Origin of the sequence: Longimonas sp., assembly GCF_046498435.1 — a bacterium.
In the GTDB taxonomy this organism is placed as follows: domain Bacteria; phylum Bacteroidota; class Rhodothermia; order Rhodothermales; family Salinibacteraceae; genus Longimonas.
The window spans coordinates 20,525-36,946 of the sequence record NZ_JAWOAR010000350.1 but is presented as its reverse complement, the minus strand read 5'-3'; the positions used below and the strand labels follow the sequence as shown (position 1 = coordinate 36,946).

The following is a 16,422-nucleotide window of genomic DNA, read 5'->3' as shown; positions in this document are numbered from 1 at the left end:
GTCGGGGTGAAAGAGATGCGGCAGTGCCGAGCCTGCCAGTTCGTCGTCAGCATAGCCCGTCTTCTGCCGCAGCGTGTCGTTCCACGTGCGCTCATGGCCGGCGTGGTCGGTCATATAGAAGAAGGCAGGCATCGCATTGCGCGTGGCCTCATACCTCTGCACTTGCGCCTTCAGCTCCTGGTACACCGCGTAGCGCCGCGTGATGTCTTTCATCGCAAATACCACCTGGGGCGGACGCTCCACCTCGGCGGGCAAAAGTGCAGCATTCAGGCTTAAGTAGCGGCAGGTGCCATTGGGCCACGTCACCTTGCACTGCAAGTCACGAATCGGTTCGTGCGTGTCGAGTACGTCGCGCAGTGGCGTGCGTGTGGCCTTGTCACTGAGCGGTTCCATGCGCCATCCCAGTTGCTTGTAACGCCACGCTCCGGTGTCGTGCGGTGCAGCAGCGGCCCCCCGTTCGGTAGGCTCCAGCCCAAGCAGGGCCTCTGCCTGCGTGTTAGCGTAGGTTACATTGCCTTGCCCATTCACTACCGCAATAGCTGCCACATCGGTGTCAAGAATGGATCGCAGCAGCCGGTCGGTTTTGCGAAGGGCGGCCTCGTACTGCACCGCCTCCGACACATCGCGCAGCGTGAGCACCCGCAAAATGCCCCCCGGCCCGCGCACCGCCTGCACATGCATCTGTACCGTAATATCGGAAGCCAAAGGCCACACCACCGTTACCGTTTTGCCGGATTCGGGCAGATCATCCGCCAACGCACGGGGCAACACCGCTCCCACCTCAATCTGCTGATCTGGGAAGAACGGATGTACCTGCTGATTGAAGTGCTCAACGCGATAGGTGCTGTCAATGACCAGGACGGCCCCGTTTACATAGTTCAGCAGCCCTGTGGGCACCTGCGAAGGCAGCGGCTCAGCGGCATCGGTAGACGAAGGGGCACGCCCCCATACAGCGGCCAGCGCTCCTAACGGACCACTGCTTGCCCCAGCCAGGTTCAGCAGATCGATCCACGAAAGCACATCAGTAAGAGCTACCACGACGGGAGGAACGTATCGGGACGAAGAATAACGTGATCCTGCATCACCACGGGCGTATGCTTTGTCCCGGATTTGGTTTTCGGATGTGATGAAAGCGGCCCAGCATAGCCTGCGCGCAACTGCGTCAGGGCGGTGTTGCGTCCTGAATTACGTTTTGGGGAAGCATAGTCCCCACCCGGGTGTCATCCTGGACGCAGTGCCCCGACAGCCGTCGCAGGAACGAGGATCCAGGATCCAGGACATAAGCGCACTTCACGAGAAGGCGCAGGACCGCTGTCACTTGGGCCCGGTACTGAAGTTCAGGATGCCCCTCAAACCATGCACATTGAACTCTTGCATTTGGTATTAGGCTCTTCCCCCGAAAAAAAGGAGCAGTAACGTGACCAGGACCAGCAGCGCCGCGCCCCAGACCATCATCTGCCAGAAGCTAACGCGGGCAATTAGCGACTCCGAAGCGGCGGACTCATCCGCAGAATCGTCGGTTGCCTCCTCATCTGAAGATGCCGACTCCGTGGGAGGGTCAGGTTCTTTGGGCGGGCGATCTGCCGTAGCACCAGAATCAGACGTGTCGGAATCAGACGTGTCGGATTCCTCGGGGCTTGCCGAAGATGTCAAGTACATTGGGGACGACGAGGCCGCAGCGTCGGCTTCGGGAAGTAGATGCATGGCTTTGAGCACGCCGCGCGCCTTCCGGATATCACGCTTGCGTATGCGCAAATGAACCTGCTTCGGAGCCGGCTTATCGTCGGAGACCTCCTGCACAGTTTGTACGACGACCTCGGCCCACACCCCGGCTACCTGCAAGCGCGTGCGAGCTTGCGTGGCACGGAATTCGGAGGCATAGGTCATCTGCACGACATCGGAGCCCGAGGCGCTACCGGGCAGGCCGTTGGAGGAGATCGAAGTCATATCATTCGGTCGGATAGTTGAACGCACAGAGCTACGAGTATACGCGATCAGGCCATGCAGGAGTCTGCATGAGGCTACTCCCGCTCCACCTCGGCAATATGTGCGTGACGGACAGCCAGGCGCCAGCCCGTTTCGGTGGCCTCCCACACATGCGTGTACCGCCGATGCACTGTCTCGCCCGCAAGCGGCGCTTCCTCGCCCGTTGGACGCACCGTTTCGCTGCCCATTACAACAGCCTGATCGCCCTGCACACGAATGGTATCGCGAGTCTGTTCATAGTCGCTGTACGAGGCAATGCCTGTCCGAAATACCTCTAACACCGCCTCCCGGTTGGGCACCGCCACGTTGCGCGGCGCATTTACCATGAATGTGGGCTGCCACAGCCGCTCCAGCGTCTTTAGGTCGCTATCAACAATCGCACGGCGCATTTCTTCTTCCACGGCCCGTACGGCCTCTTCGTCATCAGAGGGGGCCTCCTGCGCCCAACTTTCTTGCTCAGCATAGCTGCTTCCTATAAAAATCAGGACAAGCAGTACATACAAACGTGCATTTGAAGTTGGCATCATAACAAGGGGAGTTGATTCAAAAGTTAGTCATCGGCATGGCTCTGCTGCATCCACACCGCCCAAATACAGCACTTGGGGAAACGTCAGAGCGTGCGTGGGTTCCTACACGGTTGGTGGGATGCCAAGGGACTCGTAAACCTACAAAGGCAGATGCATAGATGCAGGCTGATCTACCATAACTTGTGGATATCGCCGTTGCTCAAACGCCCCTCTGTGGTGTAAATAACACCCCTCTACAAGGGTAGTGCTGTGTCAATCCTCATTTTGATAGTTGCTCTGCAACCATCCTCCCACGAAGCCTGTCATGGTGAGCGCAGTCGAACCATCTCCTCGGGGCCTGGTAACGCCAGATGGACAGGAGGCCCCTGCCAACCTCCAGGGAGATCTTTATTTACTGCGTTCATCAGTCGCTTCGCTCGTGTCAGGACTCCGCGTCTCCTTGGCGGAGCCGCTCCGTTCAAGATGACATCATGTAAACGGGGCATGTTGTAACCCACACATTGACCGTTGACACTATAGTAGTCCAACCAGTCCAATGTGCACATCCATTACGTTTGTACCCGTAGGTCCGGGTTGATAGAGCCCCCCTACCTGCTTGAAGAACGTATAGCTGTCGTTGTCGGACAGATACGCTTCCGGGCAACGTCCCTGGGCATCTGCCTTGGCATGCGTAGTGGGGGTCACCCAGGCCCCTGCCGCATCGGTGGGCCCGTCGATGCCGTCGGTGCCTGCACAGAAGAGCACCGCCGGCGTATCCATCTCAGCCAGTGCGGCTCCCCCCGCAAGCGCTGCCTCCTGATTGCGTCCGCCTGTGCCGAAGCCGGTGACCTCTACAGTAGATTCGCCGCCCCACACGAACGCAGTCCCCGCTTCGGCACTGCGCAACTGCTGCGCGTGGGCGTGCCCCACCTCGCGGGCCCTGCCTTCAACGGAGGTTACCACGTCTTGCACCTCGTATCCTGCTGTAGATAAATGAGATGCCGCGGCCATACACGCATCATGATTCGTTGCAATAACGGATGTTTCGGTGTGCGATAGACGGGTGTCGCCAGGGGCTACAGTTTCGGGATGCGTGCCGCGTGCGCCTTCTTGAAGATGCGTTTGGATGGATGCAGGCACGCGGTTCCACACCTCGGCATCGCGAAGGAGATCAATCGCATCGGTGTAGGTGGTCGGGTCGCCCACCGTAGGGCCACTGGCAATAGTAGACAGATCGTTGCCGGGCACATCAGAGATGACCTGGCACCATACGTGTCCCGGATACGCGGCTGCGGCCAACCGTCCGCCCCCCACCTGCAGCACATGCTTGCGCACTGCATTCACAGCATCGATAGGCAGGCCGCTGCGCAGCAGCTGTTCGTTGAGGACGCGCACCTCCTGCATCGACACCCCCGCAGGAGGATACGCCGTACATGCCGACCCGCCCCCCGACAATCCAACAACGAGCACGTCATTGCGCGTGCAGCGTGCCGCCATGTCGAGTAGCAGGCGTCCGGCACGTGCGCTTTCCGGCGTAGGATGCGGATGCCCGGCCTCCACCTGCTGCCAGGCCTTGCGCTGTGGGAGGGCAGCCTTCGTATCGTATCCTTCGGGGGCAACAACAACCCCAGCATCCATCTTATCCTGCTGCATCCACCAGCGTCCCCAGGGCACAGCGGCCTTCCCAATGGTAGCGACATACACCCGCTGTGCATCTTGGATGCGGCGAGGTCGTGTGTTGCCCAGATGCTGCGGCATGAGCGTGTCCGGGTGCACCGCACGCACCCCCGTTTCGAAGGCATTACGCGCCAGATGTATCAAGGCAGCGCTGGATGTAGAAGCAGGCATAGCAGAGCATGAAGCCATAAGCAACGAACGCGTACGTGTGGTGTATGCATCTACGCGCCCGAATGTCTCCTTGCTTTTCCTATTACCTATGCCCGATTCGATTCCGGCATCTTCTGTCGGTCGCCTGCATGTGATCACCGACTTTCATCTCCAACAGACCTTCGATCACGAAACCCTGGCCGAGCGCGCCATTGCTGGCGGCGCGGACACCATTCAGTTTCGCCAAAAGCACGGCGTAGTGCGCAACCAGCTCATTGCAGCCGAGCGCGTGCAAGCGGTGTGTGCCGCCGCGGAGGTCCCACTCATCGTAAACGACCGCCTGGATGTAGCGCTGGGCGTAGATGCACGGGGCCTGCATGTTGGGCAAGACGACTACCCGGTACGGATTGCCCGTCGCGTTCTGGGCCCGGGCCCCATTGTGGGTGCATCGGCTTCCACCATCGAGCAGGCCCAAGAAGCCGAAGCCGGGGGAGCAACGTACATAGGGTTCGGCCCCATCTACCCAACGCGCTCCAAAGCCAATGCAGGCGCTACGCAAGGGCTGGCGCGTCTTCGCGCATGCTGCGAAGCGGTCAGCTGCCCAGTTATCGCCATTGGCGGCATCACTCACCGGCGCGTGGCAGACGTGCTCCATGTAGGTGCACACGGCGTAGCGGTGCTCTCGGCTATTGCCACCGCCCCAAACCCGCATCGGGCCACGCGTCGGTTTTGTCTCGCTATTGAGGAAGCTCTGTAGCGGCTGCTTCTGTCTTTCCGAAGTAGTTTAGGGGCGTTAGGGGGATGCGATGGCTTCCTGCACTGCCGTAGCAAGCGCCTCAGGCGTTGGGGCATCTGCCACAGCCCGGACGGCGGCCCCTTGCTCTCGTAGCGCCGTAGCGGTTGTGGGGCCAATCGCAGCGCATGGGTACGATGCCAGGTCGTACCCCGATGCCTGCACCGCCTCAGTGCCTGAGGGACTAAAAAACACCAGCCATGCGGGCGGTGGGGGAAGGTTGAGGGTACTTCGTGTACGTGTGCGGTAGCTCTCTACCTCGTCGAACATCTGCCCTGCCGACACAAGCGCGTTCGGCAATGTATCGCGCCGCCGGTTGCCCGACACAAAGAGCAGCGGTCCGGGGGCATCCGCCACAATCTGATCGGCCAGGGCCGCCGCACCTCCCGCATCTGCCCCAACGGGCGTGCCTCCCCACTCCGCAACAGCCTGGGCCGTGCGTGGGCCCACCACATAGGCCGGTTTGTCGGCCCAGCGAGCATGGTTAGGATGAGTAGACGGAAGCACCTGCTCCAACGCCCGCACCGCCCGCGGGCTCGTACACAGCAGCGCGTCGTAACGTGCAGGGCGCGCCAGCAGCACATCCAACGTAGGCGGCGGGTCGATATCGAACGCAAGCACCGGCGTGCACTGCACCGATACCGAGAGCGACTGAAGTGCCTGCACGTACGGGTCTGCTCCAGAGGAGATGCGCGGATGCCGCAATAGAACAATTGGACGATCGGTCATGATGCAGCGTAGAGGGTCAACAGGTATGCATGATTAGCTCGGCGTAGCAGTGGATTGCATGGGGCATCGGAGCGTCCTCTGGTGCCTTCCACTCTGAAATCATGCCCCGCCGAAGCATCTCTTCGACGTTCAGCGAACACCGTTCTGAATAACACAGCACGCGTACGCATCTCGGTTCGATCTGCAATGCCCATTGACACAGCACGGCCCACTTTCAGAGTCCCCTATTGGGTAGCGGTGCGAATAGTATCCAAGACCTCAGCACCGCCAGCGTCCAGCAATTCTTGCGCAAGGGCGGCCCCAACGGCAGCGGCTTTATCAAGTGAGGTGGTTTTTTGTGCTCGAAACGCCGTATGTCCGTCAAGCGCCGCTACACAACCGTCAATGGCCAGTTCGCCCGCTTCATTGAGGCGGGCCCAGGCTCCAGTAGGCACCTGACATCCGCCCTCAATGCGCTTCATGAAGCTACGCTCAGCGGTAATTGCCGTTGCCGTATCCAGATCGTGCACGGTGCCACGTAAGAGTGTACGCAATTGACTTGCTTCAGTGCGGCATGTAATGGCGAGCGCGCCCTGCCCTACCGCAGGCACCATAATATCGGGTGGAATAACCGTACGAATGACCTCACCACGACCCAGTCGTTTTAGTCCCGCTACGGCGAGCACCATGCCATGCCAGTCGCTCTCGGCCAGCGTATCAAGGCGCGAGTCGACGTTGCCGCGTACGGGCACCACCGTCAGGTCGGAGCGCCAGGCCAGCAGTTGCGCACGGCGGCGCAGCGAGGCGGTGGCTACAGTAGCCCCCTCGGGCAGTTCGTGGAGCGCAGCCGCCGTATCGGGATGCGCCACGAAGGCATCGAACGGCGACGCCCGGCGTCCCACTGCGGCCAGGGCAATTCCCTCGGGCAGCCGCGACGGCAGGTCTTTGAGCGAGTGAACGGCACAATCGATGCGCCCATCGAGCAGGGCTCGGTCCAGTTCTTTCGTGAAGACCGATTCGTCGCCGATTTCAGAGATGGGCACATCCTGTACACGATCGCCACGCGTAGAAATGCGTTGCAGCGTGCTCTCGTGGCCGTGTCGGTGGAGCTTTTTCTGGATGCGTCGTGCTTGCCAAAGCGCCAGGGTGCTACCACGCGTACCAATGACCAGCGATGCGGAGTCGGACATATGTGGGGGATCCACTACGAGTGCGGAGAACGGAGCAGCGCGCTGATTTCGTCAGCTGCGCTTGACATGGCGGCCTCATACGGGCAGCGCGGGGCGTCGTCACCCTCATCGTCACCAGACGTTTCAGAGGTCGCGGTGTTGGCCCCGTCGCCTCCCTCCGACGCACTATCGCTCAGCGATGCGCTGACTGCGTGGCGGGGCCGGTCGGCAAGTGAGGGATGCGTGTCTGACGCTCGCTCGGGCAGCAAGTCGGCCATGTCGTCGTGTTCAGAGCGCGTAAAGAGCGCATGCAACAGCTTAATGCCGTGCACAAAGTCGATGCTATCCGGATCGACGTTTTTCAGCCGCACGATGGGTACAGCCAGCAGCTTCTGCATAATGGACTGCGTCAGGCGCTCGATCTCTTCACGGTCCATCCCATCGATGCGATGCGCGTGGCGCTCGACCTCTTTGGCGCGGATGCCCTCAAAGGTATGACGAATGGCCTGAATGGCCGGTTGCAGCGCCTGCTGGTGGAAGACCCACGTCACGAAGTCACTCAGCAATTCATCGCAGATCGCCTCCGCATCCGGAATCTCCGAACGGCGTTGGGCCTGTACTTCGGCGGTCCATTCTTCCAGGGCATCCATGTCGCGCACCACGTAATCGGCATGGTCGTTGAGTGCGGGATCCACATTGCGCGGCACGGCCACGTCAACCACCAGGGCCGGAAGCGGCTTATACGGGCGTTCGGGGACTGTGTCGTGCAGTAACACCGGCCCGGATGCACCGGTGGCTACAATGACGACGTCGGCTTCGCCCAAGGCCGTGTGCCGCTCGTTCCAGTCGATTACGTCCACCTCGTGCTCAACGGCCAGCGTCTCGGCAGTTGCTTGCGTGCGGTTGGCAAGCGCAATGGAAGCCGGATTGTAGTTTGTGAGAGCATGAAGCGCCAGGCGCCCCATTTTGCCTGCGCCAAGGACCAGTATATGCTGTGCATCGAGTTCCTCGAAGCCATACTCGGCAAAGAAGGATTCGGCCATGGCGACAGCAGCCGTCGAAATCGATGCCGAGCCATTGGAGAGGCTGGTTTCATGCACGACACGCTTTGCCGCCCGGAATGCGGTGTGCATCAGGCGATGCATGAGCGAGTGCACGCTGTCGTAATCGATGGCTCGCTGATACGCCTCCTTCATTTGTGAGAGGATCTGCGCATCCCCCAGAACGACCGACTGCAGTCCACTGGCCACGTGGAGCACGTGCCGAATGGCGGCCTCGTCTTGTACCATAAAGGCATCGCCCGAGGGCCACGACGAACAGCCGGCTTCCTCGGCTAAGATGTGCTGGATGTGAAGGCAATCACGAAAGCGTCCGTATAGGTACACCTCGGTGCGGTTGCATGTCGAAAGCAACACGACCTCGGCCTCTGGGCTTAGGTCGAAGCGCTCATACATGCGGGCTTGGTCCGAGGGCGACGCGCGAAACGCCTCCGTAACGGCCACCGCTGATGAGCTATGATTGATGCCAAACGCGTAAAACGTCATGCAACAAGGGGAAGATGGATGACAAAACATGACACGAATTCCAACGGTCCTGGAAAAAACCAGGTTCAATAGCCGGGGGTGAATAAAAAATGAACGAGATTATATACCGTGCTTTTTGGTAGATGCGATTCGGCCCTCCGGTCAACGTTGCCTCTACCAAACCCAGTTTCAACCGGAGCACCCAGCGAGCAGATTACCTGCTGGCTATATCGATTTTGTGCGCTGCTTAGGCGCAGCTATACTGAAAGCAACATGGCTATGCGCCAATAGATGAGCTTAAACCGCGCCAGCGGTATGCATGTAGCAATCCGGTTGGAGCATACGTCGAGGGTGTGGTTTGTCGTACGTTAGGGTCTGTACATGAACAGGGCAGCTTCGCATGGGTGCGCAGCGTCTTAGTTCTGGGCTTCGGTTCCATGCTTGTGCTACGAAGTGAAGCCGTCGCATCCCCCAACGCATCGATTTACATACTCTTATGAGCCGACTACTTAACACAATTGGTCTGTTTCTGGGCCTGTGGACATTTACATCGCTGGTTAGCATGTTTGTTAACGGCGAAAACATTACGTTCTGGGCAACCGGGTTTGGTATTGGGATTGCAGCGCTCCTTGTGTGGGCCCCAATCTACCTGTACGTGAAGTCGCGCCAAACAGTGGGTACAGAGGAACCGGCACCGGCTTCTCCATTAGCCTGGCTCGGCATTATACCGGCTGCTGCCCTTGTCCTCTTTCTACTTAGCATCCTGCAAGTCATTGTGGGTGGGGGAGGCAGCACCTGGGTGAACACGGGCATTGGCGCATTTTTAGTTGCCGCAATTACCGCGCCAATCCTTATCTTCATGCGTGGGCTACGGACCCAGCGGAGCGTTTCTACCCCAGACGTGCCTACCCATGAAGCGACAGAACCGTTTATCGCGGACTCGACCCTACCGTTTTCGCTATCGGATCTGCCCACGGCTCCCGATGCAGATGCGCCTGATGATATCGGCTGGCCGTACTCCACGGATGATGACGACGACTTTTCCGTCGGCCCCGACGCTGATTCCGACGCTACCGAGGTAACTACTCCCAAAAAGCGTGCTTAGCAGCGCTTCTAAGTACGCGCATCTCGGGCATGAGTTATGCGTGGCCCCCAGCGCACGAACTCGCTGCCGATTCGGTTAGGTGTCGTCGCGATCTGCACGAAGCGTAAGGATCGGGCACGACGCCATTCGCAGCAGGCGGCGGGTGGTGCTGCCAAGGAGCAAGCGCTTCAGCCCTGAGTGTCCTCGTGTGGCAATCACAGCAAGCCCGATGCCCTTGCGCTCGATCAGGTCGAGGACGGCTGCTGCTGGTTCGCCCTTTTCAATGTGGATCTTATGCTCAACCGAAGGCCCGTCGGCATGATCGATCATATGCTGTAAGGCCGCCCGGCTGTTTTCCACAATCTCGGCAGGCATCTCAACGGTTTGGATGCTCGGCAAGCCCGTGTCGCTAAACAGCGGCACCGTGCGCGATTCAGCCACGAACGCCAGGTGCAGGGTGGCGTCGAACGCATGCGCCATGAAGCGTGCATAGCTATAGGCACGATACGATGCCTCTGAAAAGTCGATGGGGGCCACTACATCGGTGAGTGGATCGCGCCCTCTCGTCCACGGGGCCGATTCCGCAGCCGCCAGCACCGGGCACGGCGCTTCCTGAATAACCTGACTGGCCACCCGCCCCATTGCGTAGGGACTCCGATCCGTCTGGCCGCGCGTGCCAATCACGATCAGGTCGATGTCGCGCTCGGCGGCATACTCGTTGATCGTTGCCGCTACGTCGAAACTCAGTTGCATCGACACATGCGTGTTTACGTGCACATTCGCATCGTCGGGCACCATCTCGTCGAGCATAGACGTTGCTTCCTGCTTGATGGTACTGCGCAGAGCGGTAGCCCGCTTCCGCGCGTCGTCGACGCCATACCAGCCGGGTTCTAACTCATCAACAACATGGAGAATGTGAACGGTGGCTCCCAGGCTGTTTGCAAAACGTAGCGCCTGCTTGAACGCCGTTTCAGAGGCGTCAGAGAAGTCAGTGGAAACCAGTATATTTCGAATCGTCATAACACAGCAGCGTTCTATTGGAAAGAGGCAAATGCCCGAATTGATGACAGTCCCCAATTCGGGATGTGCAGTACAACGTATGTAGTGTGAGGGTATCCGGGCAGATGGCTATCCGGGCAGAATAGAACGGCTGTTTTCTTGGAGCGTGAGTACCGGGCATGGCGCGTGCCGCACGATGCGCTCAGCCACACTGCCCATGAGAAGCCGGTTGAGCCCCTGCCGTCCGTGTGTGCCCATCACAACCCAGTCGATGGATTCGTCGGTGATTGTGTCCAGAATTTCTTGCGGAGGATACCCTACGCGCACCTCGGCCCGTGCGTGCTCAACCCCCACATGTTCGGCCAGCAGATCGGCTATGGCTTGTTCTACGTTAGGACGCACCGCCTCGGCATTCACCTGCTTCGGAGCCATGCCGTAGGCCATGGGCAACACTACCTCTTCGATAGCGTGCATCGCCACAATTTCGGCCCCATACGTAAGGGCCAATTCACGTGCATGCTTCAGGGCACGCTCTGACGCTTCCGAGAAGTCGATAGGCACCATAATACGCCGCACGGCTTCGGAGGGAGCGGTTTCGAGGGCGTTTCGCACAGTACACACAGGGCAAGAGGCTTGCCGCAACACCTCCTCGGCAACGCTGCCCAGCAGCATGCGATCAACTCCGCGCCGCCCATGGGTACCCATCACAACTAAGTCGGCGCGGTTTTCTTCGGCGTACGAAAGGATATTGGGGCCTGGCTCAGCTCCTTCTTCTTGCACCTGTACGATATTCAGATCACCAGCGGTAAACTGGCTAATGCCGGTGTCTTTTACCCAGGTGTTGAGCATATCGATGTCGGCAGGAAAGCTCTCGCGCAACTCTTTAAAATTGTGCTGGTGGCGTCCTGCCACGTTGAGGAGATGTAATTCGGCATCATGCCAATGCGCAAGTGAAGCCGCGTACGCAAAAGCCCGCCGTGCGCCTTCTGAGAGATCGGTGGGGTGGAGGATGCGGTCAATGGCAAGCATAGGTCTAAGGGTTGGATGGAGTAGATCGAAGCGATGCGAACACAGCATCAAGAAGATCGCTGGAGCGATCTCGCTACGCCGGTTCGGCGGCCAGCAGGCTGCGTCCGTGTACTTTTACCGTGAGTACCGGGCATGCGACGTGACGCACCACTTTCTCGATAACACTGCCCAGTTTGAAGTCGGTACCGCCGGTGCGCCCATGCGTAGCCATGGCGATGAGGTCAACCTCTTCCTCCTCTGCCACTTTAGGGATGAGACGGGAGGCGCGCCCTACATCCACACGAGTACGCACAGCAAGATCCCCGTGCATCGGTGCATCGAGCGCGTCGCCCACGAAGCGATCGAGCTTTTTCTGGGCTTTGGTCTCAATGTCGGGGTCGATGTCGTGCACCGATTGTACGCCGCCGACGTAAAATGCCGGATGCAGCGTATCTTCAATCACGTGATGCGCAAACAGATCGGCCTCCAGCAGTTTTGCCACCGCTGCAGCATGGTGTAGCGCCTCGCGAGCGTGCTCTGAGAAATCGATCGGTACGCCAATGGTGCGTACCGGAGCAGGCGCATCAGCCAGATCAGCCGGACCGCCGCGTACGGTGAGTACCGCACAGGAAGCATAACGCACTACCTCTTCCGATACGCTCCCCAGAATCATGCGGCGCATGCCGCGGCGTCCGTGCGTCCCCATCACGATCAGGTCAATGTCGTGTTCGTCGGCATAGTCAAGGATGGCAGGAGCAGCCGCTACGTCGCGCACGACGGCCTCTTCAAGAACGACCTCGCCTTTTGTTACAGCATCGCCATGCAAGTGACGCAAGCGCTTCCGGAGCCGCTCCATCGTCTCACGTTCTTCTTGCATCACCTCATTGTCCAGGTTCTGGTGCAGCACTTTCGCGTGCACCACATGCAACGTAGCGCCGGTCCGGCGCGCCCAGTCGACCGCATACTGCACTGCGCGGTCCGACGTCGAAGAAAAATCACGAGGAACGAGAATCCGGTCAATGTCGAGCATGCCGGCGAAGTGCATTATGACACAATAGGCGAATGTTACGTTATGGTCTTATGATAGTACGCAGCTTCCTGTTTTGCAACAGGTCAGACCGCTTTTATCACGTGCTGTATCGTGGGGGATTCCCTCACCGGACATGTGGGTCATCTCCTTGGGCAGGGTCACTAAGATTCGTCTTGTTCACGCTCTACATGCACCTGCAACAGCGCAGCTTGCCCACGCAGCACCGGCCCTTGCTGCACCGTGCGGTCTACCGCTGTGCAGGTGTGCACGGTGTCGGTGGCAAACACACGGCGAATTTCCTGTGCATGCACGTATCGATCGGACTTCGACGGGCCGATGCGGTCGTATGCCTTGCCTGCGTGGTCGGGACGAAACCACAGTCCGATGATCGTACCACCCGGGCGCACTGCGGTCCGAAGGCGGTCGTAGAGCCGGGTCCGCTCGTTGGGCAGCAGTTGTACGAAGGCAACCACCGCAGCATCGTAGCGGCGCTGGGGCGTCCAAGTGCGCACGTCGGCATGGAGTGCGGTGCAGGCAATGTTGTGCGCGTTAGCGTAAGCCGTGGCCGTGTCGAGCGCATGCGGTGCAAAGTCGAGCACCGTCACCTCGAAACCATGCTCGTGCGCTGGGGGAAGGGTATTGCGCCCATCGCCGCCTCCTACATCCAGCACAGAAGTGCCAGATGGAAGGCCGCTCAGCGCATCCGCCAGAAACGGATCGGGAGCGGGGCCAAAGAGACGATCGTGCGCCTGGTAGCGTTCGTCCCAGAATGCAGGCTGGCTGCTGGCGCGTGCGTTACTGGTTTCGGGGGATGCAGCAGGATTATCCGGCATGAGCAGGAGTAGATGCAGATTCGGCAAGCGATTCGGCCCGGTCGATGAGGGCCTCGACTTCGCGGAGTCCCTCTTCCCAGAACGCGGGATTCGTAAGGTCTACGCCCATACGCTCCATAAGGCGGTGCGGCCATTCAGATCCGCCCGCTTCGAGCACCGACAGGTAGCGGTCGGCGAATCCGTCGGGGGCGTCCTGGTAGCGCGCGTAGAGCGCGAGCACGAGCAGTTCGCCAAAGGCGTAGGCGTAGACGTAGCCGGGCGTGTGCAGAAAGTGCGGGATGTAACTCCACCAGTGGCGGTAGTGGTCGCCGAGTGTCACGCTGCCGTCGAACATGGCGCGCTGGGTCTCCATCCAGTGCTCAGAAAAATCGTCTGCCGATAGCTCGCCCTCGGTGCGGCGGTGCGTGTGGATGCGGTCTTCGAAGCGGTTCATGGCCACCTGCCGAAAGACCGTCGCCATGGTGTCGTCGATCTTGCTAACGAGGAGTGCGAGCTCGTCTTCGGGCGTATCTTGCGTCTGCATCAGCTCCTGGAAGACGAGCATTTCGCCAAAGACGGAGGCGGTTTCGGCGGTGGTCAGCGGTGTGCTCTGTTGCAGCGCGCCCTGCCCCCGCGCTAGGTACTGATGCACGCCGTGGCCCAGTTCATGCGCCAGGGTCTGCACGTCGCGGGCGCGCTCGGTGTAGTTGAGCAGCACGTACGGATGCGCGCTGGGCACGGTGCTGTGGCTGAACGCTCCACTGCGCTTGCCCTCGCTCAGGGCGGCATCGATCCAGTTTTCCTCAAAGAAGCGGCGCGCTACGTCGGCCATGCGCGGATGGAAAGTGCCATACGCATCCAACACAAGCGAGCGGGCGTCGTCCCATTCGTACGTGGTGGTGGCCTCTTGGATGGGCGCGTAGCGGTCGTAGTCGTAGAGCGTGTCGAGACCCAGAAGTTTCTTTTTGAGCCGGTAGAAACGTCCGGCCAGGTCGTAGCGCCCGGTTACCGCATCAATGAGCGCCTCGACCATCTCATGCTCCACCTGATTCGACTCGTTGCGCGACTGCAGCCAGTGGTCATAGTCGCGGAGGCGATCGGTGGAGGCTTTGTCGGCCAGCACAGTATTGAAGACGAAGGTGAGCGGACGCTGCAACTCGGTAAGGCCCTCCGTAAAAGACAGCGCGGCGGTACGGCGGGTGTCGCGGTCGGGCTCGTAGAGTTGGGAGAGGATTTCTTGCTGCGAGAGTTCGTCGCCGTCTACGGTGTAACGCTGATCGCCAAGGGTTTCGTCGAAGAAGCGCGTCCAGGCGCTGTGGCCGGTTACGTTTTTCTCGGAGAGCACCTGCTCCTCGCGCTCGGTAAGCACGTGATCGGCGCGAGCGTGCTCTACCTCCAGGTAGTGTATGTAGGGGGCCAGCGCATCGTGCTCCAAAAGCTGGTCGGCACGGTCGTCGTCTACGCGGGTCCACTCGACCTCCACAAACAAGAGCTGCTGCTGCAACTGCGCATACTGCTCGCGCACGTGCTGAAGCAGCGCCCCGCGCTTTTCGTCGCCCGTGTTGGTAGCCCAGCGCAGAAACGCGTAGGCATGAGCGCGCCCGGCCCGGTCGAGCAAGGTCTCGTAGGTATCGAGCAGTTCGGCCAGCGCCGGTGCGTCATACTCCGCGATCTGACCGCGGTGGGTATCGGCAAATGCCTCCGCATCTGCCTGTAACGCCTCCATATCAGCGCGTAACGCATCGGGGGTTGCGTAGAGGTCGTTGAGTTTCCACTGCACCGTATTCGCAGAATTCGTACGTTGTGCCATGATCAAATTGAGCAGCTGGAGATAAGCACGGTTAGATTGTTACCACCAAGGTAGTGACAGGCAACGTTTATTGCTGCGCTTTGTTGATTGGTTTTTGAGATTGACTTCTTTTTCTATGGCTTCTGAAACGGCTTCTGAACTGGCTTCTGTGGCGGACTGGAACGCTGCGCGCGAGGCGTCTTTTGAACGTCCTGTGTTGGTGTACAAGCACAGCGCGACATGCCCGACCAGTGCCTGGGCCCAGCGCAATATTGACACGTGGAGCGACGACCATGCCGACTGGCCGGTGTATCGCGTTACGGTGCAGTCGGCGCGCCCGGTATCCAACCAGATTGCCGATGACCTGAGCTTGCGCCACGAAACGCCTCAGGCAATTATTGTGCACAAGGGCGAGGTGATTGAGCACCTGAATCATAACCACGTAACGCCAGACCGCCTCACCGAGGCTCTTCGCAAACTTGATTTACCTGTGTAAATGGATATGCGTCTTTTCTCTACTGTTGTATGGCCGCGTACAGCCCTTACTGTATGCGTGTTTGTAGCACTCCTCTTTGCGGGTACAGGATGCGGCGGCGACACATCCGACCGGCCCGATCCATCTGAAGCCCCACAGGTTTCTGCCCCCAGCGATACATCGGGCAATACGTCGTACCCGAACGTGCAGCAATCGGCTCTTGACGAGCCTTTTCCGGCTCCTGACATGACGCTGACCACGATGGACGGTGACGAGATTGCACTGAATGAGGCGGAGGGCCCGGTTGTGCTCAACTTCTGGGCCACATGGTGCCCGCCGTGCCGCCACGAAATCCCCGATCTGATTGAGATCCACGACGAGTACGGCGAGCGCGGACTTACGCTCGTGGGCGTCTCGCGTGATGAAGAGGGCGAATCGGTGGTTACGCCCTTCGTGGAAGACATGGAGATCAACTATCCGATTGTCGTTGAGGAAGATGATCAGCTGGAGAAGGCGCTCGGCACGGTGTACGCCTTGCCGACCACGGTACTCATCAGCCCCGACGGCCAGGTCACCCACAGCATCATGGGCCTGTTCGACGTGGATTCGCTACGTGAGCAGCTGGATACGTGGCTTGATGATGAAGAGGCCGTGGCCGACCGGTCGTGAGGAGGAAAGTGAGACATCTGCGTGTCAAGGATTGAGAGAGAAAA

16 protein-coding genes are annotated in these 16,422 nt (G+C 59.7%); 4 read left to right on the top strand and 12 right to left on the bottom strand.

The genetic code is table 11. The features are described from left to right. From R6U20_RS13825 to R6U20_RS13810, 4 genes are all read right to left on the bottom strand, one after another. A partial coding sequence (locus R6U20_RS13825) for a PAS domain S-box protein (protein WP_410338423.1) occupies window positions 1–1,038 on the bottom strand: 1,038 nt, incomplete at its 3' end. A 345-nt stretch (window positions 1,039–1,383) separates the two neighbouring features. Beyond that, window positions 1,384–1,947: a hypothetical protein gene (locus R6U20_RS13820; protein ID WP_410338422.1), complete on the bottom strand. Its 564-nt coding sequence runs from the start codon at window positions 1,945–1,947 to the stop codon at window positions 1,384–1,386. 74 nt (window positions 1,948–2,021) lie between these two features. After that, the gene (locus R6U20_RS13815; RefSeq protein ID WP_410338421.1) at window positions 2,022–2,513 is read right to left on the bottom strand and encodes a nuclear transport factor 2 family protein; all 492 of its coding nucleotides are present in this window, start codon (window positions 2,511–2,513) and stop codon (window positions 2,022–2,024) included. A 513-nt stretch (window positions 2,514–3,026) separates the two neighbouring features. After that, window positions 3,027–4,340, bottom strand: coding sequence for a glycerate kinase (locus tag R6U20_RS13810; RefSeq protein ID WP_410338420.1), 1,314 nt, complete (start codon window positions 4,338–4,340; stop codon window positions 3,027–3,029). Between the two features lie 88 nt (window positions 4,341–4,428). Here R6U20_RS13810 and thiE point away from each other — a divergent pair, with 88 nt between their 5' ends. Further along, window positions 4,429–5,076 carry a thiamine phosphate synthase gene (gene thiE, locus R6U20_RS13805; RefSeq protein ID WP_410338419.1) on the top strand — a complete coding sequence of 216 codons (648 nt, stop codon included), beginning with the start codon at window positions 4,429–4,431 and terminating at the stop codon, window positions 5,074–5,076. 36 nt (window positions 5,077–5,112) lie between these two features. Here the strand turns inward: thiE and R6U20_RS13800 are convergent, their stop codons facing one another. The 3 genes from R6U20_RS13800 to hemA all read right to left on the bottom strand — a co-directional run bounded on the left by R6U20_RS13800 (window position 5,113) and on the right by hemA (window position 8,533). Next, window positions 5,113–5,841 (bottom strand): uroporphyrinogen-III synthase, encoded by a 729-nt coding sequence (locus R6U20_RS13800; RefSeq protein ID WP_410338418.1) that lies wholly within the window; start codon window positions 5,839–5,841, stop codon window positions 5,113–5,115. 224 nt (window positions 5,842–6,065) lie between these two features. Then, entirely contained in the window at window positions 6,066–7,010 is a 945-nt protein-coding gene (hemC, locus tag R6U20_RS13795; protein WP_410338417.1) for a hydroxymethylbilane synthase, read from the bottom strand. Between the two features lie 14 nt (window positions 7,011–7,024). Next, window positions 7,025–8,533, bottom strand: a complete 1,509-nt coding sequence (gene hemA, locus R6U20_RS13790) for a glutamyl-tRNA reductase (RefSeq protein ID WP_410338416.1) — start codon at window positions 8,531–8,533, stop codon at window positions 7,025–7,027. A 475-nt stretch (window positions 8,534–9,008) separates the two neighbouring features. Between hemA and R6U20_RS13785 the strand changes: the two genes are divergently transcribed. Continuing rightward, window positions 9,009–9,617, top strand: a complete 609-nt coding sequence (locus R6U20_RS13785) for a hypothetical protein (protein WP_410338415.1) — start codon at window positions 9,009–9,011, stop codon at window positions 9,615–9,617. Between the two features lie 75 nt (window positions 9,618–9,692). Here R6U20_RS13785 and R6U20_RS13780 read toward each other — a convergent pair whose 3' ends face one another. The 5 genes from R6U20_RS13780 to R6U20_RS13760 form a co-directional block, all read right to left on the bottom strand. Further along, the gene (locus R6U20_RS13780; protein ID WP_410338414.1) at window positions 9,693–10,616 is read right to left on the bottom strand and encodes a universal stress protein; all 924 of its coding nucleotides are present in this window, start codon (window positions 10,614–10,616) and stop codon (window positions 9,693–9,695) included. 108 nt (window positions 10,617–10,724) lie between these two features. Beyond that, window positions 10,725–11,624, bottom strand: coding sequence for a universal stress protein (locus R6U20_RS13775; RefSeq protein ID WP_410338413.1), 900 nt, complete (start codon window positions 11,622–11,624; stop codon window positions 10,725–10,727). Between the two features lie 73 nt (window positions 11,625–11,697). Further along, window positions 11,698–12,633, bottom strand: a complete 936-nt coding sequence (locus tag R6U20_RS13770) for a universal stress protein (RefSeq protein WP_410338412.1) — start codon at window positions 12,631–12,633, stop codon at window positions 11,698–11,700. Window positions 12,634–12,794: 161 nt separating this feature from the next. After that, window positions 12,795–13,466, bottom strand: a complete 672-nt coding sequence (locus tag R6U20_RS13765) for an SAM-dependent methyltransferase (protein ID WP_410338411.1) — start codon at window positions 13,464–13,466, stop codon at window positions 12,795–12,797. Continuing rightward, complete coding sequence (locus R6U20_RS13760) at window positions 13,456–15,255, bottom strand: M3 family oligoendopeptidase (protein WP_410338410.1); 1,800 nt, start codon at window positions 15,253–15,255, stop codon at window positions 13,456–13,458. Before R6U20_RS13760 ends, R6U20_RS13765 begins: the two co-directional genes overlap by 11 nt. A gap of 115 nt (window positions 15,256–15,370) precedes the next feature. On the opposite strand from R6U20_RS13760, the gene ytxJ reads away from it, so the two are divergent. Together ytxJ and R6U20_RS13750 are read left to right on the top strand one after the other, a co-directional pair. After that, window positions 15,371–15,730, top strand: coding sequence for a bacillithiol system redox-active protein YtxJ (gene ytxJ, locus R6U20_RS13755; RefSeq protein WP_410338409.1), 360 nt, complete (start codon window positions 15,371–15,373; stop codon window positions 15,728–15,730). A gap of 6 nt (window positions 15,731–15,736) precedes the next feature. Beyond that, complete coding sequence (locus R6U20_RS13750; RefSeq protein ID WP_410338408.1) at window positions 15,737–16,378, top strand: TlpA family protein disulfide reductase; 642 nt, start codon at window positions 15,737–15,739, stop codon at window positions 16,376–16,378. Window positions 16,379–16,422 lie beyond the last annotated feature (44 nt).